Here is a 20,624-nt window from a genome sequence, read left to right as displayed (position 1 = left end):
GAAAAAATCGACGATCCTCGGCTAAGCAATATTTGTTTATTCTTAAAATGAAATTAAAATATGTTAAAAAATGGATAAAGCAGCTTCTTTAGCACGTGTTTTGTCACAAATGTTTGACAAGGCGTATTTAGTCATTACAGTAAAAAGTACAGAATAGAAAAATTTCGTCTTAATTGAACTGCTCCAATTTAAGGTGCAAAAAGATAGTGCAGATTTCGGCATACAATATTATCGACAACTGATGTTGCATAATCGTGAAAAAAAGGATACAAGATCGGATACATCTTTCCGTTTATCGCGTACATTATGTCAGAAGCAAGGGGATTTCGTGACGTCATTAGGAAATAGTGATTGCAACAATAGCAATGTAGACATGCGCCCAATTATAAGGCAAAAGAAGTGCGGTTTCGGGCAGAACTAGACCGAGCGCTTCAACCGCTAGAAGCAAAGCGAACAAATCCGAAACATCTTCCGTTTACCCGTCAAATGACAAACAAATTTCTCGTGACGTCAAGACCATGTAGTATACAATCATAATGGAAAATAATGTTGATATTGATCAAAATGTCATATTTGGCAGAAAATCAAATTTATTACAACGCTTTAGTCGAGCAATTGAACGGAAAGTTCACAACGTTAAAAACGGTCATTAAGGGAGGAAAATAATTATGTCTATTTTTCAAAGTTTAGATATAACAGCGTCTGCGCTTACGGCGCAGCGGTTACGCATGGATGTAATTTCCTCCAATATGGCTAATGTCGACACGACTCACGCTCGATTGGTTAATGGACAATGGGAACCGTATCGACGCAAATTCGTTGTGATGGAACCGCGTCAAGAAGGATTTTCTACATATTTGCAAGCTGCGATGAATAGCCGCTCATCTGTTGGTAACGGAGTGAAAGTAACAAAAATTATGGAGGATCAAACTCCTTTTAAACTCGTTTACGATCCTTCTCATCCTGACGCAGACCCTAACGGATATGTTCGCCTTCCTAACGTCGATCCGTTAAAAGAAATGGTCGATTTAATGAGTGCAACACGGTCATATGAAGCAAATGTAACGGTTTTTAATGCGACGAAAGGAATGTTAATGAAAGCATTAGAAATCGGAAAGTAAAAAAATAAAGGGGATATAGATGATGATACAAGGAATTCATCGCTCTTTGTTTTCAGAGGCGACAAACGTTGCTTCACAAGCGACAAAACCAGCTGATGCGCAAAAGGCGTTTTCAACTTTTTTGAAAGATGCGCTGAATAAAGTGAATGACGAGCAATTGCAAGCTTCCCAATTAACAGAGAAGCTTGTAAAAGGGGAAAACGTTGATTTACACAAGGTGATGATCGCTTCGCAAAAAGCGAGCATTTCCTTACAACTTACATTAGAAGTGCGCAACAAAGTGATTGAGGCATATCAAGAAATGATGAGAATGCAAATATAGCATATGGATTGTGAAATAATCGGGGGAATAGTATGAGCAACAAATTAAAAGAATGGCTAAGCCGATTCACCTTATTTTGGAAAGAGAGAACAAAAAAACAAAAATGGATCGCCATTGCCAGCCTCGTTCTTTTCTTGCTTATAACCGGCGTAGCTATATATTTTGCGACAAGAACAGAGTTTGCGCCGTTATATAGCAACTTAACGCCACAGGAAGCGGGGCAAATTAAAGCAACGCTCGACCAGCGGGGAATCAAATCGGAAGTAGCGGATAACGGCACCACGATTAAAGTGCCAAAAGAGTTAGTAAACTCGTTAAAAGTTGATTTAGCGGCAGAAGGAATTCCAAACAGCGGCACCATTGATTATTCTTATTTTGGAAAAAATGCAAGCTTCGGAATGACGGATAACGAGTTTAATGTTGTCAAACTCGAAGCAATGCAAAATGAGCTGGCAAATTTAATTAAAAGCATCGATGGTGTAGAAGACGCAAAAGTAATGATTAATCTTCCACAGCCGAGCGTGTTTGCTTCCGATGACCAAGGCGAGGCATCGGCTTCGATCGTGTTAAAAACAAAACCGGGATATCAATTTAGCGATCAGCAAATTAGGGCGTTGTACCATCTTGTTTCTAAAAGTGTTCCTAACCTTCCTACAGATAATATCGTCATTATGAATCAGTTTTTTGAGTATTTTGATTTGAAAAATAACGAAAATTTTTCGACAGGCACAACGTTTGCCACACAGCAAGAAATTAAAAAACAAATTGAACGAGATATTCAACGGCAAGTACAGCAAATGTTAGGAACAATGATGGGGCAGGATAAAGTCGTTGTATCCGTAACGGCTGATGTGGACTTTACGCAGGAAAACCGGGAAGAAAACCTTGTTGCTCCGGTTGATGAAAAAAATAACGAAGGCATTGCCGTCAGCGTGCAACGTATTAAAGAGACATACTCTGGGAAAGGCGCGCAGCCGGGCGGCGTGGCCGGTACGGGAGAAAACGAAGTGCCAAGCTATCAGGCTGGAGCAAGCGAGACAAATGGAGATTATGAGCGAACCGAGGAAACGATTAATAACGAAGTGAATAAGATCAAAAAACATATCGTCGAAAGTCCATATAAAATTCGTGATTTAGGCATTCAAGTAATGGTTGAGCCGCCAAACCCGAAAAATCCAAACTCTTTGTCACAGCAAACGATCGACGATATTCAAAAAATATTAGGAACGATTGTCAGAACATCGATTAATAAGCAAGATGGCCAAACATTAACCGATCAGGATATTCAAAATCGCATCGTTGTTTCTGTTCAGAAATTTAACGGAAAACCAACATTTACGGAACCAAAACAGACGATTCCAATGTGGGTATACATCGTCGGTGGAATTGGCCTTGTTCTTCTTATTGCATTGCTCATCTTATTGTGGCGCAGACGTAAAGAGGAAGAAGAGGAAGAAGAGGAAGATATTCTGGAGCCTATGGTTCAAGAAATTCCAGATATCCATGAAGAGAACGAAACGGAATCGACGATGCGCCGTAAGCAACTAGAAAAATTAGCGAAAGAAAAGCCGGACGAATTTGCAAAGCTGTTGCGAACATGGCTATCGGAAGAGTAGGAGGAACGGAAAATGGCAAAGCGCGACAAAAAAGGAGGGTTAACAGGGAGACAAAAAGCAGCGATCCTTCTCATTTCCCTTGGTCCAGATGTGTCCGCCTCCGTTTATAAACATTTGTCAGAAGAAGAAATTGAAAAACTAACGTTAGAAATTTCGAATATGCGGCAAGTGACAGCAGACGCAAAGGAAGAAGTGCTGGAAGAATTTCATCAAATTGCACTGGCACAAGATTATATTGCACAAGGCGGGATCGCTTATGCAAAAGAAGTGCTGGAAAAGGCGCTCGGTCCGGAAAAAGCGATGAATATTATTAACCGGTTAACGTCCGCCTTGATGGTGCGGCCGTTTGATTTCGCCCGTAAAGCGGATCCAACGCAACTATTAAATTTTATTCAAAACGAACATCCACAAACGATTGCCCTTATTCTTTCTTATCTTGAACCGGCGCAAGCAGGACAAATTTTATCGGCACTGCCGCAAGAAATGCAGGCGGATATTGCGCGACGCATCGCGTTAATGGATAGCACATCTCCTGACATTATTAATGAAGTGGAGCAAATTTTAGAACGAAAACTATCGACAACGGTTGTGCAAGATTATACACAAGCCGGCGGCATCGAAGCGGTAGTGGAAGTGTTAAATCAGGTGGACCGCAGCACAGAACGGACGATTCTCGATGCCCTTGAAATTCAAGACCCTGAACTTGCCGAAGAAATTAAGAAACGAATGTTTGTCTTTGAAGATATCGTCACTCTTGATAATCGCGCAATCCAGCGCGTGATTCGTGAAGTGGATAACAATGATTTAATGCTAGCGCTCAAAGTGGCAAGCGATGAAGTAAAAGAGATTGTGTTTCGCAACATGTCCACGCGCATGGCAGAGACATTTAAGGAAGAAATGGAATTTATGGGTCCTGTCCGTTTACGTGATGTTGAAGAAGCGCAGTCACGGATTGTCGCAGTGATTCGCCGCCTGGAAGAAGCAGGGGAAATTGTGATTGCACGCGGTGGGGGAGATGATATTATTGTCTAACGTCATTAAAGCTCCTTTTACAAAACAAATCGAACTGCTAAAAAAACGATTGAAATTAAACGGCTTTTTCTCGAACAGCAAAATATAACAGAAAAACAGCAAGAAAATCACGAAATGATGATGGAACATGCCAAGTATGAGGCAGAACAAATCAGACGGGAAGCAGAACAATATTATGAATCTATTCGGCAGCAATTGTTGAAAGAACAAGAAGCCTGGCATATAGAAAAGGAGCAGCTTATCCAATTAGCGCGTGAAGAAGGATATCAAGACGGATTTCATCAAGGAAAAGAAGAAGCGCTGCATCGTTATCGCGAGCTGATTGAACAGGCGAGACAAATTACAGAAAAAGCAAATGTTCAATTTTATGAACAAATCAATGCATCCGCAGAAACGATCCTCCGCATTGGAATGAAAGTAGCAGAGCGTATTATCGGTGAAAAATTAGCGGAAAATCACGACTATTTTTTATCACTAGTAAAGCGGGCGATTAAAGAAGTTCGGGAACAAACGGAAGTAACGATTTACGTCCATCCGCTTTCTTATGAAACGGTCGTGCAACAAAAAGAAGAATTAAAAGCGTTATTTCACCATGAAGCGGATGTGTTCATTCATCCAGATTTGCAGCTTGCGGAATATAGCTGCATCATTGAAACCCCGTTCGGACGCATCGATGCAAGCGTTGATACACAGCTTGAGCAAATAAAAGAGAAGCTGTTCGAACGAATGAAGGAGGGGGTATCCACTGAATTGGCAAGCTCTGCTCGATGAAATCGACGAGATGGACACTTATAAACGGTTTGGCAAAGTTTCACGGGTCATTGGCTTAATGATTGAAGCGAAAGGACCGGAAAGCTCAGTCGGCGACATTTGCTATATTCACACTAGAAGCGGCAGGCAAAAACAATTGATTGCGGCAGAAGTAGTTGGATTTAAAGAGCAACATGTATTGTTAATGCCGTTTTCGACTGTTCAGCATATTTCACCAGGATGTATTGTTGAAGCAACTGGAAAACCGTTGCAAATTCACGTTGGCTCGCCATTAATCGGGCAAGTGCTTGACCCTCTCGGCTATCCACTAGATGGCAGCCCATTGCCGAAGGGACTGCATCCTATTTCGATTGAGCGCAATCCGCCCAATCCGCTTGCAAGGCCGCCGATCAACGAACCGATCGAAGTTGGGGTTCGGATCATTGACAGCTTGTTAACGGTTGGCAAAGGGCAGCGCGTCGGAATTTTTGCCGGTTCGGGAGTTGGAAAAAGCACGTTAATGGGGATGATTGCCCGTCACACGAATGCGGATATAAATGTTATCGCATTAATTGGTGAGCGCGGACGTGAAGTCCGTGAATTTATTGAACGGGACCTCGGTCCGGAAGGTTTGGCCCGTTCTATCGTTGTCGTTGCCACTTCTGATCAGCCTGCGCTCATGCGTGTAAAAGGAGCGTATACCGCCACGGCGATTGCGGAATATTTCCGCGACCAAGGGATGGATGTGATGTTTATGATGGACTCTGTCACACGCGTTGCCATGGCGCAGCGAGAAATTGGACTAGCCATCGGCGAGCCGCCGACAACAAAAGGGTATACTCCGTCCGTGTTTGCTATCTTACCAAAATTATTAGAGCGTACAGGGACGAGCGCTTACGGCACTATTACCGCATTTTATACCGTACTTGTTGACGGAGATGACATGAACGAGCCGATTGCTGATACGGTACGCGGCATTTTGGATGGGCATTTCATCCTTGAACGAAGCTTAGCCAATAGGGGACAGTATCCAGCCATTAACGTATTGAAAAGCGTTAGCCGCGTAATGAATCATATTATTACACCAGAACATCGGCAAGCGGCAGATAAACTGCGCCAGCTTCTATCCACTTATATTAATTCGGAAGACTTAATCAATATAGGGGCGTACAAACGAGGATCGTCAAACGAAATTGATGAAGCGATTCGTTATTATCCAAAAATCATTTCCTTTTGCAAACAAGATATTCATGAAAAAATAACAAAAGACAAAAGCATTGAAATGCTAATTGACCTAATCCATGCAGGGTGAAAAAAATGGGATACGCATTTAAGCTGCAAAAAGTTTTAACAATGAAAGAAAATGAGAAACATCAAGCAGCAGGAGAATACAATGAAGCCGTACGGCGCTTTGAGGAAGTGGCGGAAAAATTATACCACTTTCTTAAGCAAAAAGAACAATATGAAGAAATCCATAAACAAAAACTTCAATCAGGATTGTCCATTCAAGAAATTCGCCACTTCCAGCAGTTTATTTCCAATCTTGAACGAACGATCCACCATTATCAGCTTCTAGTGATGCAAGCAAGAGAACAAATGCACCGGAAGCAAATGAAATTAACAGAGCTTAATATAGAAGTAAAAAAATATGAAAAAATGAAAGAAAAATATATACAAGCTGCTTTCGATGCGGAAAGAACCGCAGAAAATAAATGGATGGATGAAATTTCGATTCAACGTTTTGTACATCGGGGAGATTAGAAGATGGCACAAAATCAAGAAATGGAGAGAGAAGAAAAAGAAAGCAAACTCCAATGGTTTTTATTTATCATTGTCATTCCATCGTTGTTTGCGGCGGCATTAGCTCTTGTCATTATGACCATTGCGGGAGTTAACGTTCTTGATACGGTAAAAACATTCAGCAAAAATATTCCGATTATCTCGCAATTGGTAGATGTGCACAAAATACAAAGAAAGTTAGAAACAACGATTGAAAAGCAAAACGAAGTGATCGACCAACAAAAGAAACAAATTAACGAGCTAGAAAATGAATTATCGGCAAAACAACAAGAAGTGGACAGGCTGAAAAAAGAGAAGGAACATTTAGAAGAACAATTATCATTGATGGAAGCAAACAAAGAGGAACTACCTGAAGACAAAACCGCAACGATGAACACAACGAACAACACAACGATGGAAGACATTGCGAGCATGTATGAAACGATGTCAGAGAAAAACGCTGCAATGATTTTAACAAAAATGCCGGAAAGCGATGTACTAACGATCTTATCCTCACTAGACAGTGATAAAGCGGCGGCCATTTTAGAGAAAATGCCGCCAGATGATGCGGCAAAATATACGTCGATGCTGGCAAAACGCGCTGAAGAAAATCCACCCGTTGAGGAGGCGGCAAGGTGAAAATTGGAACTAGCTATCAACAGTTCGGTCAACCAATAGTAGGACCACCAAAAAAATCAACTCTTAAGCTAGCAGGGGAAAAAGAGGAATGCAGTCCGTTTCAGCAGCTGTTGGCGATGATCGAAACGGATGCAAAAAATGAAGAAGGAAACGTTCTTGTTTCTAATGAGCGTTTTTCCACGCCATCGAAAGAACAGGAAGACGTAACCGGCGAATTTAGGATAGAAGAATCGTTTTCTTTTCTTCTTTTCCTGTTGAACAACATGATAGATACCAATCAAACTAATTTTCATTCTATTTTTCCCAACCGTTCAATCGAACAGTTAAATAATGTAGTAGATAAAGAAGCGATCATACAGTTAATCCAGCAAATAAGCAATGTTGCGGATAAAGATATGTCAGTAGAACAAATAAGCAATGTTATAAATGACGAAGTAGCGTCCCGTTTGTATTCCTTTTTTGATAACGATATACAGCCTTTGCAGCAAAACAGCATCATGAAAGAAAGTGAAAAACAGATCGATATACAAGCGTTTTTGCGAGAAGTGCTGACAAGATTGGATAAGCAAGAAGAGAAAAGTAAAAAAACAGAAAGATCGATGTTGCAAAATCGGTTTTCACTTTCATCTGCTTTTAGTAAAAGCTTTGATTCCACATTAGGAGACAAAGCGGCTGCTGAAAACGTAGAGAGACAGAAAGAATCCCTTATACAACCGTTTAATAGGTTGTTGCCAAATGGAAATATCATGATGTCGAAAGAGAACGTACCGATTATTGCCGTTGATCAAACGTTGTCAGAACAAAAGGCAAATGAGGCATTTCTTCAACAATTTACAAATATTATCCAATCAGGCCGATTTACTCGTTTCAAAAACGGAAATGCGCAATTTGTCATTCGCCTTTATCCTGAACATTTAGGAACATTGACCATAAAGATTGTACGAGAACATGGGACATTAACAGCAAAGCTGATCGCGTCGACGGATTCGGCGAAAGAACTTTTAGATGCAAATTTATCGCAACTTCAGCAAGTTTTGTCGATGGAAAATATAACGGTGGAAAAATGGAATGTATTGACGCAAGATCGCCATGCGCCTGCATTTTATCAAGAAGAACGCGGGCATGAACAAAAAGAACGGCAGCAGCGAAAAGAAGAGAAAGCGAAAAAACAGCCTCCTTTCCATACGTTGATGTCAGAAATGATCGATAGGAAAGTATAGGAGGGAAAAGCGTGACAAATGGAATTGATTCAAGTTTGCTATTGGATAACTATAAGCCGCCCGAGCGGAAAACGGGAAATCAAATATTAGGAAAAGATGATTTTTTAAAAATTTTGCTTGTTCAATTGCAAAACCAAGATCCGTTAAATCCAATGGAGGATAAAGAGTTTATTGCGCAAATGGCGAGCTTTTCCTCTTTGGAACAAATGATCAATATTTCAAGCATGATCGAACAATTTATAAAAACACAACATGATCATGCCCTGCTTCGTTACAGCGAATGGATTGGCAAAAACGTTTATTGGCAAGAGGATGAAAACACAAAAAGCGGGATCGTTAAATCGGTGTCACAAAAAGATCAGCAAATTTTTCTAGAACTTGATAATGGCACAACGATCAAAGCGAGTCTTGTGGTGAAAGTGGAATCTAAATAAAGAAAGGGAGAGGAAACACAATGCTTCGTTCTATGTATTCGGGAATTGGCGCAATGAGAAATTTCCAAACAAAGCTGGATGTCATTGGGAATAACATCGCCAACGTCAATACATATGGATTTAAAAAAGGAAGAACGATTTTTAAAGATTTAGTAAGCCAGCAAATTGCAGGGGCAAGCGGTCCGACAGCAAACCGCGGCGGTGTAAACCCAAAACAAGTTGGTCTAGGATCCCAACTGGCAGCGATTGATACTGTCCATACGCAAGGAAGCTTGCAAACAACCGGGCGCCCGCTAGATTTGGCGATTTCAGGGGATGGATTCTTTATTCTCGGCGAGTTGAATAATGGAAATCTTATAAATCCGTTGTTTACGAGAGCAGGAAATTTTTATTTAGATAAAGAGGGATATATTGTCAATGCCGACGGCTTATATTTAGTCGGTGAAAGATATCAGAACGGGGCATTTACGGGAGAACGGGCTCGAATTCAAATTCCAACTGATGCGAAAAGCGTCAGCATCGGCGCTGATGGGGTTGTGAACTATGTAGATGCGGTTGGAAACTTGCAAGTGGCAGGGAGAATTCGACTGGCCAAGTTCCCCAACAATGATGGGTTAGAAAAAGTAGGAGGAAATTTATTTAGAGAAACAGCCAACTCAGGCACAATCATCAATCCAGATAATCCAAACGAATGGATTGCCTACTCGCCTCAAGAAAGCGGAGCGGGCTCAATCGTTTCCGGCACCCTTGAAATGTCCAACGTCGATCTTGCGGAAGAGTTTACGGAAATGATTGTCGCGCAGCGCGGCTTCCAAGCGAATACGCGCATTATTACAACATCGGATGAAATTTTGCAAGAGCTTGTCAACTTGAAGAAATAGTAAAGGGGGGAGGGTACTAGCTGCCGTCTAGTACCCTGTACATACATGATTACATTAACACGGCTAAATGGAAAAAAGTTTGTGTTAAATGCGATTTATATTGAACAAGTGGAAGCATTTCCCGATACAACGATTACGTTAACAAACGGAAAAAAGTTTGTCGTACGTGAATCCGTACAAGAGGTTATTCGATTGGCGAACGATTTTTATCGACAAGTTGCAGTGGTGCGCTTACCGGAAGGTTTAGGAGGATCGGAAAAGTGAAAAGTAATGTAATAAAAACGATGGTAATTATACTTGTTATTATTGCTCTCATTGGCACCGTAGCTTTAATTGCTGTGATGAAACTAACCGAAGAAAAAGATCACAGCGCGCCAAGTGCCGATGAAATCGTGGCGTGCTCGATCGATATCCCAGAAATAACAACAAATTTAGCAGATGGACGTTATGTGAAAGTTTCCTTTAAAATTCAAGCAAACAGTGAAGAAGGAAAAGAAGAAGCGGCAAAACGTGATTTTCAAATTAAAAATATTATTATCGAAGAGCTTTCTGAAATGAAAGCGGAAAATTTTAAAGGAAAAAAAGGCATGACTGATTTAGAAGAACGTTTAAAACAACAAATTAACCAAATTATGCAAGAAGGAACAGTGGAGCAAGTATATATTACCTCCTTTATCCTCCAATAGCTTGTACTTAAAAAGGGGGAAAACGAGCACATGACGACCGGTGAAGTATTATCACAAAGCGAAATAGACGCGCTGTTAGCGGCGCTGTCCGCGGGAGAAATGAGCGCGGAAGAATTAAAAAAAGAAGAAGAGGGAAAGCGCGTTAAAGTATATGATTTTAAGCGGGCGCTTCGTTTTTCGAAAGATCAAATTCGCAGTCTAACGCGCATTCATGAAAATTTTGCAAGATTATTAACTACCTTTTTCTCGGCGCAATTGCGTACATATGTGCAAATATCGGTGGCATCTGCCGACCAAATTCCGTATGAAGAGTTTATTCGTTCCATTCCGAAAATGACGATTTTAAACATCTTTGAAGTACCACCGCTCAATGGCCATATATTAATAGAAGTGAATCCAAATATCGCCTATGCGATGCTTGATCGTGTAATGGGCGGAAGAGGAACAAGTATGAATAAAGTAGATAATTTAACAGAAATTGAAACAAAAATTATGTCCAATTTATTTGATAAAGCTTTTTCCAATTTGCGTGATGCATGGGAATCGGTGGCAGAGATTGATCCTATTTTCACCGATTTTGAAGTAAATCCGCAGTTTTTGCAAATGATATCACCGAATGACACGGTTGTCGTTATTTCGTTAAACACACAAATTGGCGAGGCGAGCGGAATGATTAATATTTGTATACCGCATGTTGTGCTAGAGCCGATTATTCCTAAGCTTTCCGTCCATTATTGGATGCAAACGCAGAAAAAAGAAAGTTTACCGGAAGAAACAAAAGCGATCGATAGGCGAATTCGCTTTGCAAAACTTCCTATTATTGCTGAGCTTGGAAGTGCAACGATTACCATTCAAGAATTTTTACAGCTGGAAGTCGGTGATGTTATTGAGCTCGATCAGTCCATTCATCAACCGCTTCTTATTAAAGTAGGGGATATTCCAAAATTTATTGGCCAGCCCGGAAAGCGAAATAAAAAGTTGGCGATACAAATTTTAGATACGTTTAAGGGGGAAGAAAATTACAATGATGAATGATGATATGTTATCCCAAGATGAAATTGATGCGCTGCTGCGCGGACCAGGCGAAAGTGATAAAATTCCGCAGCTAGATGATGTATTGTCGCCACTTGAGCAAGATGCGCTAGGGGAAATTGGCAATATTTCGTTTGGAAGCTCGGCAACAGCGCTTTCGATATTGTTAAATCAAAAAGTGGAAATTACGACCCCAAGCGTTTCGGTCATTGAACGAAAAAATGTAGCTGACGAGTTTCCATTACCGTATGTAGCGATTCAAGTAAATTATACAGATGGACTTTTAGGAACGAATCTGCTTGTTATTAAACAAGAAGATGCAGCTATCATTGCGGATTTAATGCTAGGTGGAGATGGAAAAAGTGCGGCTGATTTATTAGGAGAGATTCAATTAAGCGCTGTGCAAGAAGCAATGAACCAAATGATGGGATCGGCAGCGACATCGATGTCCACTATTTTCGGAAAACGTGTAGATATTTCTCCCCCAACCGTTCACTTGCTAGATGTCAAAGAAGGGGAAGGAATTGAATATTTGCCGGATGAAGACGTATTTATTAAAGTTTCTTTTCGGTTGAAAATTGGCAATTTAATTGATTCAAATATTATGCAATTATTGCCAGTTGATTTTGCGAAAGAACTTGTGCAACAGCTCCTTCATTCAACTAGTGAAACAGACTCTTCTAGCGGTGTGAAAGAAGCAGGGAAAGAAACCATTATGCAAGAAGCGGCGCTTTCTAAGCAATCAGTAACGGCTGAAACAATTGATACATCGCCGTCTTACGAACTTCCTAAAACGGAAAATTATGTTACACATGAAACAGCTCCTTCTCATCGCGATACAAATCATTTTGGGACGTATGCTAGAGCGGGAGAACGACAAATTCAATCGGTTGATTTTGCTGAATTTGAACCATCCCCGTCAGCGGATGCAGAAGTGAAAAATTTATCGCTTCTTCTTGATGTTCCGCTTCAAGTAACCGTCGAACTTGGTCGTACGAAACGTTCTGTTCAGGAAATTTTAAGTTTGTCATCAGGCTCTATTATCGAATTGGATAAATTAGCGGGAGAGCCTGTTGATATATTGGTGAACAATAAGTTAATTGCTAAAGGAGAAGTAGTTGTGATTGATGAAAATTTCGGTGTACGCGTCACCGATATTATCAGTCAAAGTGATCGCCTAAAAAGACTAAAATAATCATTTAGGAGGTTGATAGACAATGGCAAGAATATTGGTTGTTGATGATGCAGCGTTTATGAGAATGATGATTAAAGATATTTTAACAAAAAACGGACACGAAGTAGTGGCAGAAGCAGCCGATGGCTTGCAAGCGATTGAAAAATATAAGGAAACCCGTCCAGATATCGTAACGATGGACATTACCATGCCGGAGATGGATGGTATTACTGCATTAAAAGAAATTAAGAAAATTGACAGCAATGCAAAAGTCATTATGTGTTCAGCGATGGGGCAGCAAGCAATGGTGATTGATGCTATTCAAGCGGGAGCAAAGGATTTCGTTGTAAAACCATTCCAAGCTGACCGTGTCATTGAGGCGATTAATAAAACGCTTGGATAAATATAAGAGGTGGAACAAGTTTGTTTCGGTTACGAATCATTCCATTATTTTTATGTATCGTCATCACGATTGCTGCGCAAACAGGCTTTCCTGTTTTTGCGGAGCAATCGCCAACGGTGAATGAATGTTTGCAGCATCCTGACTTGTGCGAACAACAAACGGATTCGCATAAAAAAGTTACATCAACTCAAAAAGAGCAAGGTTCGCCTTTATCCGTTTGGGATGTCATTAAACTTATTGGGGCAACAGTGTTTGTACTTTTATTAATTTATGGATTGCTAAAATTTCTCCATCATCGCGGCCAGTTGTTTACTGGAAAAAAAGGAGTTATTGAGCATCTTGGTGGGACAAGCGTTGGAACAAATCGTTCGGTCCAATTAATAAAAGTAGGAAATCGCATTCTTGTGATTGGAGTTGGCGAATCGATTCAACTATTGCGAGAAATCGATGATGAAAAAGAGATAGAAGAAATTTTGGCGCTGCATCATGAACGATTGCAGCAAATGTTAGAACCAAGCAAATGGGGTGCTCGTCTGCACGATTACTTAACAGAGAAACGAAAACAGACAAGTGATCGTCATGATTCGTTCCGCGATATGTTTTTAAAAGAAATGCAGGAGCTGTCAGTCAAGCGGAAAGAATTATTGAAGCAGGTCAAACGGAAAGGAACGACATCCGATGAATGAATTTGTGCAAATGTTTAACCAAGTCGCTCCTGAAAATGTCTCTATGTCTGTAAAACTATTATTATTATTAACTGTATTGTCCATCGCTCCTGGCATTTTAATTATGATGACATGCTTTACACGCATCGTTATCGTTTTATCGTTCGTTCGCACATCGCTTGGAACGCAGCAAATGCCGCCAAACCAAGTGCTGGTCGGTTTAGCGCTATTTTTAACGTTTTTCATTATGGCCCCGACTTTTAAAGAGATAAACGACCAAGCTTTGCAACCATTGTTTTCAGAAAAAATTAGTTTAGAGCAAGCGTATGAACGTGCTTCTGTACCGATAAAAGAGTTTATGAGCAAACATACACGGCAAAAAGATTTGGCTTTATTTTTGTCCTATAGCGGTGCAGAAAAACCGAAATCCGTACAAGATATCCCGCTTACGACGCTTGTTCCGGCATTTGCGATCAGCGAAATAAAAACGGCGTTTCAAATGGGATTTATGATTTTTATTCCGTTTCTTGTCATCGATATGATCGTTGCAAGTGTCTTGATGTCGATGGGAATGATGATGCTGCCGCCTGTGATGATTTCATTGCCGTTTAAAATTTTATTGTTTGTCCTTGTTGATGGATGGTATTTAGTCGTGAAATCTTTGTTAGAAAGCTTTCAGTAAAGTAGGTGGCAAAAATGAGTGCCGATTTTGTCATTCATATGGCGGAGCGGGGAGTGTATATGATTTTAATCGTGTGCGGTCCGCTTCTCTTATTGGCTCTTGCCGTTGGACTGATTGTCAGCATTTTTCAAGCAACGACGCAAATTCAAGAGCAGACGCTTGCATTTGTGCCCAAAATTGTTGCGGTATTAATCGGACTTATTTTTTTCGGGCCTTGGATGTTATCGAGAATGGTGTCCTATGCATATGAGATTTTTAATAACTTAACAAAATTTATAGGCTGATGAGTGATGGAGCAATTATTATTACATTTTCCAGCATTTTTGCTCGTTTTTGCGCGGGTCGCTTCCTTTTTTGCGACATTGCCGCTGTTTTCGTATCGAACGATTCCAGCGGTACATAAAATCGGGCTATCCTTTTTTCTAAGTTGGATGATGTTTTTTTCCATTTCTAAACCGGCAATCCCCTTAGACGGAATGTATGTGCTGCTAGTAGTTAAAGAAGTGCTTGTCGGTCTTTTTATAGGTCTATTTGCCTATATGATTGTGTCGGCGATTCAAATCGTTGGCGGGCTGATTGATTTTCAAATGGGGTTTGCCATTGCCAACGTCATCGATCCGCAAACGGGTGCGCAAAGCCCGCTAGTGGGGCAATATCTTTATACGTTTGCTTTATTGTTGTTGCTCTCAGTCGATGGACATCATTTGCTGCTAGATGGAGTATTTTACAGTTATCGTTTTATCCCGCTTGATCATTGGCCGCATTTTGACCACGGCCATGTCGCTAAATACATTGTCAAATCGTTTAGCACGATGTTTATTATTGCTTTTCAAATGTCGGTTCCACTTGTTGGCTCCTTATTTTTAGTCGATGTTGCGCTTGGAATTGTTGCCCGCACCGTACCGCAGCTTAATATTTTCGTTGTCGGTTTTCCAGTAAAGATTGCTGCGGCGTTTATATTATTGATTGTAACGATGGCAACGCTGTTTATCGCTGTCCGCCATTTGTTCGACATGATGTTTTTGGCGATGCGTGAGCTGATGAAGCTTTTAGGAGGCACATAAATGAATGAGTTGCGCCTTGATTTACAATTTTTCGCCGGCGAAAAAACGGAGAAAGCGACGCCTAGAAAGCGGCAAGAAGTGCGAGAAAAAGGACAAGTTGCCAAAAGTGCCGACATCAATACCGCGATTGTGATGCTTGTTGTTTTTCTTGTTTTGTACTTCTTAGGAACTTTTTATAAAGAAAAGCTTTTGCACTTCATGTATCAATCTTTCGAACAATATGCACGAGTTGATTTAACCATTGACTCGGTTCACCGTCTTTCTATCACTTGGCTGAAAAATATGGCGATGCTCGTTGCACCCATTTTTTTCGCGGCAGTCATCGCCGCTTGTTTAGCCAATTTTTTGCAAGTCGGTTTTTTGTTTACGACAGAACCGTTGAAAATGAAATGGAATAGGCTTGATCCCGTTCAAGGGTTTAAGCGAATGATATCGCTGCGAGCGATTGTAGAACTCTTAAAATCGATTTTAAAAATCAGTGTTGTCGGACTTGTTACGTTTGCATTGTTATGGTTTCAGATTGATCATATTTTGTCGTTAACAACGAAATCAATAAGCACGACATTAAGCTCGTTAGCTAGTTTAACGGCAAAAATGGGACTTTATGCTTCTTCAGCGCTGTTGTTTCTCGCCATTTTTGATTATTTATATCAACGCTTTGACTTTGAAAAAAATATTCGAATGTCAAAACAAGATATTAAAGACGAATACAAAAAAACAGAGGGCGATCCATTAATTAAATCAAAGATCAAGCAAAAGCAGCGGGAAATGGCGATGAGGCGGATGATGCAAGAGGTTCCGAAAGCCGACGTTGTCATAACGAACCCAACGCATTATGCGGTAGCACTAAAGTACGAGGACGGAAAAATGGATGCACCGATGGTTGTGGCAAAAGGTGTCGATTACGTTGCGCTAAAAATCAAGCAACTAGCAAAAGAGCATGATGTCGTGACGGTAGAAAATCGTCCGCTTGCCCAGGCGCTTTATCGGCAAACGGAAGTTGGCGATATGATTCCGGAAGAGTTTTTTAAAGCGGTAGCCGAAATTTTAGCGTACGTGTACCGCTTGAAACGAAAAGTTTAGCAGTAAGGAGAGAACGTGTATGCAAGCAAGAGATTTATCGGTATTATTGATGGTTGTTTTAATTGTAGCAATGCTCATTATCCCGCTGCCGTCATGGCTGTTAAGTGTATTAATTATTATTAATATTTCGCTTGCGCTATTAGTTCTCCTTACGGCGATGAATATGAAAGAGCCGCTGCAATTTTCGATTTTTCCGTCCCTTTTATTACTTCTTACACTATTTCGGTTAGGGTTAAACGTTTCTACGACACGTTCGATTTTAAGTAAAGGAGAAGCAGGCGGGGTTGTGGAAACGTTTGGTACGTTTGTTGTTGGCGGCAATGTGGTCGTTGGCTTCGTTGTGTTTTTGATTTTAATTATTATCCAGTTTGTCGTCATTACAAAAGGCGCTGAACGTGTATCAGAAGTAGCGGCACGCTTTACGCTCGATGCGATGCCCGGGAAACAAATGAGCATTGACGCTGATTTAAATGCAGGAATGATTTCGGAACAAGAAGCGCGGCAGCGCCGTGAAAAAATTGCTCAGGAAGCGGACTTTTATGGGGCGATGGATGGAGCGAGCAAATTTGTAAAAGGCGATGCTATTGCCGGGATGATTATTGTCGTCGTTAATATGCTTTTTGGCATGGTGATTGGCGTTGTTCAGCAGGGGCTTGATGTTTCTGAGGCGGCACAGCGCTACACGTTATTAACCGTTGGGGATGGAATTGTTAGTCAAATTCCGGCATTATTAATTTCAACAGCTACGGGAATTGTCGTGACAAGAGCCGCATCCGATAGCAATCTCGGCGGCGACATTATGAAGCAGTTGTTTGCGTTTCCAAAAATGTTATATGTGACGGCGGGAACGATTTTCTTGTTAGGCCTGTTCACACCGATTAATGATGTGCTTACGATTCCGATTGCCGGTCTGCTTGCGCTTGGCGGATATCGTTTTTCCACACAGACGGCCCGTCAAGAAGCAGCGCCTTCGCAAGAAGAAACGAAAGAAACGGAAATGGACGAATTAAAAAGTCCGGAAAGTGTTATTAGCCTACTGAATGTGGATCCGATTGAGTTTGAGTTTGGTTATGCCCTTATTCCGCTTGCCGATGCGAATCAAGGCGGGGATCTGCTTGATCGGATTGTCATGATTCGCCGGCAGCTAGCCCTAGAGCTAGGGTTAGTCATTCCAGTTGTTCGTATACGTGATAATATTCAACTTCAGCCAAATGAGTATCGTTTAAAAATTAAAGGGAATGAAGTGGCGCGCGGTGAACTGCTCTTAGATCATTATTTAGCGATGAGCCCAGGAATCGAAGATGATTCCATTGAGGGAATTGACACTGTGGAGCCGGCATTTGGACTTCCTGCCAAATGGATTTCCGAAGATATGAAAGATCGGGCGGAAATGTTGGGCTATACGGTCGTTGATCCGCCGTCTGTCGTTTCTACACATATTACAGAAGTGTTAAAAGCCCATGCTTATGAATTGTTAGGGCGTCAGGAAACGAAGCAGCTTATCGATCATTTGAAAGAATCGTATCCGGTATTAGTGGAAGAAGTGACGCCGAATCCACTTTCGATCGGTGAAGTGCAAAAAGTACTAGCGAAACTATTAAGAGAAAAAGTATCGATTCGCAATTTGCCGCTCATTTTTGAAACACTGGCAGATTTTGCCCGCATGACAACGGATACAGACATATTAACCGAATATGTGAGGCAAGCGTTAGCAAGGCAAATTACGAATCAATATGTCATTCCGGGAGAGCCGTTAAAAGTAATTACATTATCAGGAAAAGTGGAAAAAACGATTGCCGATGCGGTACAACAGACTGAACATGGAAGCTATCTATCGCTGGATCCGGAAAGGTCGCAGTCGATTATTGAAGCGATTGCCGCACAGCTTGAACAGCATCCGTTTGCGAATCAGACGCCGATTTTGCTTTGTTCCCCTGCTGTTCGTATGTATGTGCGGCAATTGACGGAACGATATTTTCCAAACTTGCCGATTTTATCTTACAACGAGCTTGAAGCAAATGTGGAAGTTCAAAGCGTTGGGATGGTGGATATAGCATGAAAGTAAAGAAATTTGTTGCACCGTCGATGCCGGAAGCAATGAAAATGATTCGTGCGGAACTTGGGAGCGATGCGGTGATTTTAAATTCAAAAGTGGTTCGTAAAGGCGGATTTTTGGGGTTATTTACAAAAAAAAATATCGAGGTGATTGCCGCTGTCGACTCGCAGCCTGTTCGCCAAAGATTAGAAAGAAAAAAAGAAACGGCTCCGTTTCTTGCCGAGAAAAAACAGAACAAAGATGCGGAGTTGCTTCATGAACTAAAAGAGTTAAAAACGATGTTAAAACAGCTCTCGACAAACGTCACCACCGGCTTTTCCCATTATCCGAAACCGCTTAGAGAAGTGCATTACCGGCTAGTAAGACAAGAAATTTCTGCTCCGCTTGCGCAAGAAATCATGGCTGATTTGCTTGAGAAATGGTATAAAAGTGGCGGAAAAGCGGCAGAAAAGCAGGTGTTTGCCTGGGCCAAAGAAATCGTGAAGGAAAAATTGTCGCCGCTTCCGTTCGGCGGAATTTCCTTTCAGAAAAAATATATTAATGTTGTTGGGCCAACAGGGGTAGGAAAAACGACGACATTAGCCAAAATTGCGGCGCGCTGCGTTTTGGAGCATGGAAAAAACATTGCATTTATTACGACAGACACGTATCGGATTGCAGCCATCGATCAACTGAAAACGTATGCCAACATTTTAAATGTACCTCTTGAAGTTTGTTATAATTTGCAAGATTTTCACGAAGCAAAGAAAAAACTGTCCGATCGCGATGTAGTATTTATTGATACAGCGGGACGAAATTTCCGTCATTTACAATATGTAAAAGATTTGCGAAATATGATCGATTTTAATGAAGAAATGGAGACGTTTCTCGTATTTGCGCTAACGGCAAAATACGAGGATATGAAAACGATTTATGAACAGTTTTCTCTCATTCCGATTGATCGCTTCATCTTTACAAAGTTAGATGAAACAACTCATTACGGTGCGATGTTTAATTTAATGATGGAATATAAAGTAGGAGCTGCTTATTTAACAAATGGCCAAAACGTTCCTGACGATATGATGGAAGCATCGGTTGAACAAATGATGAATATGTTGTTTGGAGTCGAACGAACATGAGAGATCAAGCAGAAAGCTTACGGTTGCGATTAAATAGACGAAATGAACAAAGTGCGACAAAAGCGATTGCAATCACTAGCGGGAAAGGTGGGGTCGGTAAATCCAACGTCTCACTCAACTTTTCGATTATGTTATCCAAACGAGGCTTTCGGGTATTGTTGCTTGACATGGACATTGGAATGGGAAACATCGATATTTTGCTCGGTCAATCGTCTCATGCGACGATAATTGACTTGTTTTATGAGCGGTTTTCGTTATATGAGCTGATTAAAAATGGTCCGGAAAATATTTCGTTTATTGCTGGAGGAACAGGACTAGCAAACATATTTACAATGGACGAAGAAAAAGTAGATTTCTTTTTAACGCAGCTGCAATTGGTGTCGGAACAATACGACTATCTTATTTTCGATATGGGAGCGGGGATTTCCGAAGATCGTCTTCGTCTTTTAAAGGCGGTCCATGAAATTTTTATCGTCACGACACCGGAGCCGACAGCGATGACAGATGCGTATGCGATGATGAAGTATGTTCATATGCAAGAAAAGAATATTCCGTTTTATGTCATTGTGAATCGAGCCCAGACCGATCAAGAAGGACGAGATACGTTGCGTCGATTAAAAAGTGTGGCAAAACAATTTCTTAATAAGGATATTATTCCGTTGGGCGTTTTGCCGGAAGACCGCTCTGTCTATAAGGCAGTAGTGCGGCAAACACCGTTTTTACTGTTCGACCCGGCTTCGAAAATTAGCCGTGCAATGTATATGCTAACGGATCGTTATTTGTCAGCGCGGGCAATGGATGAAGAAAGAGTCCAGCGATCGTTTAACTTCTTTGCTAGATTGCGGCATTTCCTTTTAGAAAGGTAGA

23 protein-coding genes and 2 pseudogenes are annotated in these 20,624 nt (G+C 41.1%); all 25 read left to right on the top strand.

Going from position 1 to position 20,624, the window contains the following annotated elements:
• Window positions 1-378: 378 nt before the first annotated feature.
• Window positions 379-666 (top strand): annotated as a pseudogene (gene flgB, locus NXM86_RS12355) (flagellar basal body rod protein FlgB); the annotation flags it as partial.
• A 2-nt stretch (window positions 667-668) separates the two neighbouring features.
• Window positions 669-1,121 carry a flagellar basal body rod protein FlgC gene (flgC, locus tag NXM86_RS12350; RefSeq protein ID WP_062753402.1) on the top strand — a complete coding sequence of 151 codons (453 nt, stop codon included), beginning with the start codon at window positions 669-671 and terminating at the stop codon, window positions 1,119-1,121.
• A gap of 22 nt (window positions 1,122-1,143) precedes the next feature.
• The gene (fliE, locus tag NXM86_RS12345; RefSeq protein WP_041269615.1) at window positions 1,144-1,443 is read left to right on the top strand and encodes a flagellar hook-basal body complex protein FliE; all 300 of its coding nucleotides are present in this window, start codon (window positions 1,144-1,146) and stop codon (window positions 1,441-1,443) included.
• Between the two features lie 32 nt (window positions 1,444-1,475).
• The gene (fliF, locus tag NXM86_RS12340; protein WP_171698668.1) at window positions 1,476-3,059 is read left to right on the top strand and encodes a flagellar basal-body MS-ring/collar protein FliF; all 1,584 of its coding nucleotides are present in this window, start codon (window positions 1,476-1,478) and stop codon (window positions 3,057-3,059) included.
• A gap of 12 nt (window positions 3,060-3,071) precedes the next feature.
• Window positions 3,072-4,091, top strand: a complete 1,020-nt coding sequence (gene fliG / locus NXM86_RS12335; RefSeq protein ID WP_015863445.1) for a flagellar motor switch protein FliG — start codon at window positions 3,072-3,074, stop codon at window positions 4,089-4,091.
• Window positions 4,075-4,862, top strand: a pseudogene (gene fliH, locus NXM86_RS12330) (flagellar assembly protein FliH). Before fliG ends, fliH begins: the two are co-directional and overlap by 17 nt.
• Window positions 4,863-4,872: 10 nt before the next feature.
• The gene (gene fliI, locus NXM86_RS12325; RefSeq protein WP_062753396.1) at window positions 4,873-6,153 is read left to right on the top strand and encodes a flagellar protein export ATPase FliI; all 1,281 of its coding nucleotides are present in this window, start codon (window positions 4,873-4,875) and stop codon (window positions 6,151-6,153) included.
• A gap of 5 nt (window positions 6,154-6,158) precedes the next feature.
• A complete protein-coding gene (gene fliJ / locus NXM86_RS12320) occupies window positions 6,159-6,602 on the top strand; it encodes a flagellar export protein FliJ (RefSeq protein WP_062753394.1) in 444 nt (147 codons plus the stop codon).
• A 3-nt stretch (window positions 6,603-6,605) separates the two neighbouring features.
• Window positions 6,606-7,259 carry a MotE family protein gene (locus NXM86_RS12315; protein ID WP_081188585.1) on the top strand — a complete coding sequence of 218 codons (654 nt, stop codon included), beginning with the start codon at window positions 6,606-6,608 and terminating at the stop codon, window positions 7,257-7,259.
• Window positions 7,256-8,479, top strand: coding sequence for a flagellar hook-length control protein FliK (locus NXM86_RS12310; RefSeq protein ID WP_498958101.1), 1,224 nt, complete (start codon window positions 7,256-7,258; stop codon window positions 8,477-8,479). Before NXM86_RS12315 ends, NXM86_RS12310 begins: the two co-directional genes overlap by 4 nt.
• A gap of 11 nt (window positions 8,480-8,490) precedes the next feature.
• Window positions 8,491-8,913: a flagellar hook assembly protein FlgD gene (gene flgD, locus NXM86_RS12305; protein ID WP_081188581.1), complete on the top strand. Its 423-nt coding sequence runs from the start codon at window positions 8,491-8,493 to the stop codon at window positions 8,911-8,913.
• 20 nt (window positions 8,914-8,933) lie between these two features.
• Complete coding sequence (flgG, locus tag NXM86_RS12300; RefSeq protein WP_498958100.1) at window positions 8,934-9,794, top strand: flagellar basal body rod protein FlgG; 861 nt, start codon at window positions 8,934-8,936, stop codon at window positions 9,792-9,794.
• Window positions 9,795-9,839: 45 nt separating this feature from the next.
• Window positions 9,840-10,058 (top strand): flagellar FlbD family protein, encoded by a 219-nt coding sequence (locus tag NXM86_RS12295; RefSeq protein WP_015863453.1) that lies wholly within the window; start codon window positions 9,840-9,842, stop codon window positions 10,056-10,058.
• On the top strand, window positions 10,055-10,480 hold the full coding sequence (gene fliL / locus NXM86_RS12290; protein ID WP_015863454.1) for a flagellar basal body-associated protein FliL: 426 nt from the start codon (window positions 10,055-10,057) through the stop codon (window positions 10,478-10,480). Before NXM86_RS12295 ends, fliL begins: the two co-directional genes overlap by 4 nt.
• Before the next feature lie 30 nt (window positions 10,481-10,510).
• Window positions 10,511-11,515 (top strand): flagellar motor switch protein FliM, encoded by a 1,005-nt coding sequence (fliM, locus tag NXM86_RS12285; protein ID WP_062753386.1) that lies wholly within the window; start codon window positions 10,511-10,513, stop codon window positions 11,513-11,515.
• The gene (gene fliY / locus NXM86_RS12280; protein WP_081188577.1) at window positions 11,505-12,707 is read left to right on the top strand and encodes a flagellar motor switch phosphatase FliY; all 1,203 of its coding nucleotides are present in this window, start codon (window positions 11,505-11,507) and stop codon (window positions 12,705-12,707) included. The genes fliM and fliY overlap by 11 nt, the downstream gene beginning before the upstream one ends.
• 22 nt (window positions 12,708-12,729) lie before the next feature.
• Entirely contained in the window at window positions 12,730-13,089 is a 360-nt protein-coding gene (locus NXM86_RS12275) for a response regulator (protein WP_013401257.1), read from the top strand.
• 20 nt (window positions 13,090-13,109) lie between these two features.
• On the top strand, window positions 13,110-13,775 hold the full coding sequence (gene fliZ / locus NXM86_RS12270; protein ID WP_062753380.1) for a flagella biosynthesis regulatory protein FliZ: 666 nt from the start codon (window positions 13,110-13,112) through the stop codon (window positions 13,773-13,775).
• Window positions 13,768-14,436 (top strand): flagellar type III secretion system pore protein FliP, encoded by a 669-nt coding sequence (gene fliP / locus NXM86_RS12265; protein ID WP_015863458.1) that lies wholly within the window; start codon window positions 13,768-13,770, stop codon window positions 14,434-14,436. Before fliZ ends, fliP begins: the two co-directional genes overlap by 8 nt.
• Before the next feature lie 14 nt (window positions 14,437-14,450).
• Window positions 14,451-14,720 (top strand): flagellar biosynthesis protein FliQ, encoded by a 270-nt coding sequence (fliQ, locus tag NXM86_RS12260; protein ID WP_062678217.1) that lies wholly within the window; start codon window positions 14,451-14,453, stop codon window positions 14,718-14,720.
• Window positions 14,721-14,726: 6 nt separating this feature from the next.
• Window positions 14,727-15,500 carry a flagellar biosynthetic protein FliR gene (fliR, locus tag NXM86_RS12255; protein ID WP_015863460.1) on the top strand — a complete coding sequence of 258 codons (774 nt, stop codon included), beginning with the start codon at window positions 14,727-14,729 and terminating at the stop codon, window positions 15,498-15,500.
• Window positions 15,501-16,583 carry a flagellar biosynthesis protein FlhB gene (gene flhB, locus NXM86_RS12250; RefSeq protein WP_015863461.1) on the top strand — a complete coding sequence of 361 codons (1,083 nt, stop codon included), beginning with the start codon at window positions 15,501-15,503 and terminating at the stop codon, window positions 16,581-16,583.
• A gap of 19 nt (window positions 16,584-16,602) precedes the next feature.
• Complete coding sequence (gene flhA, locus NXM86_RS12245; RefSeq protein WP_498958099.1) at window positions 16,603-18,642, top strand: flagellar biosynthesis protein FlhA; 2,040 nt, start codon at window positions 16,603-16,605, stop codon at window positions 18,640-18,642.
• Window positions 18,639-19,757, top strand: a complete 1,119-nt coding sequence (flhF, locus tag NXM86_RS12240; protein ID WP_015863463.1) for a flagellar biosynthesis GTPase FlhF — start codon at window positions 18,639-18,641, stop codon at window positions 19,755-19,757. Before flhA ends, flhF begins: the two co-directional genes overlap by 4 nt.
• Window positions 19,754-20,623: a MinD/ParA family protein gene (locus NXM86_RS12235; protein ID WP_062678213.1), complete on the top strand. Its 870-nt coding sequence runs from the start codon at window positions 19,754-19,756 to the stop codon at window positions 20,621-20,623. The genes flhF and NXM86_RS12235 overlap by 4 nt, the downstream gene beginning before the upstream one ends.
• Window position 20,624: the final 1 nt, after the last annotated feature.

It is taken from the genome of Geobacillus sp. CX412 (assembly GCF_027942335.1).
GTDB classification, from domain to species: domain Bacteria; phylum Bacillota; class Bacilli; order Bacillales; family Anoxybacillaceae; genus Parageobacillus_B; species Parageobacillus_B toebii.
This window is presented reverse-complemented; position numbering and strand designations above follow the sequence as displayed.

What these genes read in the sequence shown, in the direction of transcription:
- flgC (WP_062753402.1), top strand. Translation starts at nt 669, where the DNA reads ATGTCTATTTTTCAAAGTTTAGATATAACAGCGTCTGCGCTTACGGCG.
- fliE (WP_041269615.1), top strand. Translation starts at nt 1,144, where the DNA reads ATGATACAAGGAATTCATCGCTCTTTGTTTTCAGAGGCGACAAACGTT.
- fliF (WP_171698668.1), top strand. Translation starts at nt 1,476, where the DNA reads ATGAGCAACAAATTAAAAGAATGGCTAAGCCGATTCACCTTATTTTGG.
- fliG (WP_015863445.1), top strand. Translation starts at nt 3,072, where the DNA reads ATGGCAAAGCGCGACAAAAAAGGAGGGTTAACAGGGAGACAAAAAGCA.
- fliI (WP_062753396.1), top strand. Translation starts at nt 4,873, where the DNA reads ATGGACACTTATAAACGGTTTGGCAAAGTTTCACGGGTCATTGGCTTA.
- fliJ (WP_062753394.1), top strand. Translation starts at nt 6,159, where the DNA reads ATGGGATACGCATTTAAGCTGCAAAAAGTTTTAACAATGAAAGAAAAT.
- NXM86_RS12315 (WP_081188585.1), top strand. Translation starts at nt 6,606, where the DNA reads ATGGCACAAAATCAAGAAATGGAGAGAGAAGAAAAAGAAAGCAAACTC.
- flgG (WP_498958100.1), top strand. Translation starts at nt 8,934, where the DNA reads ATGCTTCGTTCTATGTATTCGGGAATTGGCGCAATGAGAAATTTCCAA.
- NXM86_RS12295 (WP_015863453.1), top strand. Translation starts at nt 9,840, where the DNA reads ATGATTACATTAACACGGCTAAATGGAAAAAAGTTTGTGTTAAATGCG.
- fliM (WP_062753386.1), top strand. Translation starts at nt 10,511, where the DNA reads ATGACGACCGGTGAAGTATTATCACAAAGCGAAATAGACGCGCTGTTA.
- fliY (WP_081188577.1), top strand. Translation starts at nt 11,505, where the DNA reads ATGATGAATGATGATATGTTATCCCAAGATGAAATTGATGCGCTGCTG.
- NXM86_RS12275 (WP_013401257.1), top strand. Translation starts at nt 12,730, where the DNA reads ATGGCAAGAATATTGGTTGTTGATGATGCAGCGTTTATGAGAATGATG.
- fliP (WP_015863458.1), top strand. Translation starts at nt 13,768, where the DNA reads ATGAATGAATTTGTGCAAATGTTTAACCAAGTCGCTCCTGAAAATGTC.
- fliQ (WP_062678217.1), top strand. Translation starts at nt 14,451, where the DNA reads ATGAGTGCCGATTTTGTCATTCATATGGCGGAGCGGGGAGTGTATATG.
- fliR (WP_015863460.1), top strand. Translation starts at nt 14,727, where the DNA reads ATGGAGCAATTATTATTACATTTTCCAGCATTTTTGCTCGTTTTTGCG.
- flhB (WP_015863461.1), top strand. Translation starts at nt 15,501, where the DNA reads ATGAATGAGTTGCGCCTTGATTTACAATTTTTCGCCGGCGAAAAAACG.
- flhA (WP_498958099.1), top strand. Translation starts at nt 16,603, where the DNA reads ATGCAAGCAAGAGATTTATCGGTATTATTGATGGTTGTTTTAATTGTA.
- flhF (WP_015863463.1), top strand. Translation starts at nt 18,639, where the DNA reads ATGAAAGTAAAGAAATTTGTTGCACCGTCGATGCCGGAAGCAATGAAA.
- NXM86_RS12235 (WP_062678213.1), top strand. Translation starts at nt 19,754, where the DNA reads ATGAGAGATCAAGCAGAAAGCTTACGGTTGCGATTAAATAGACGAAAT.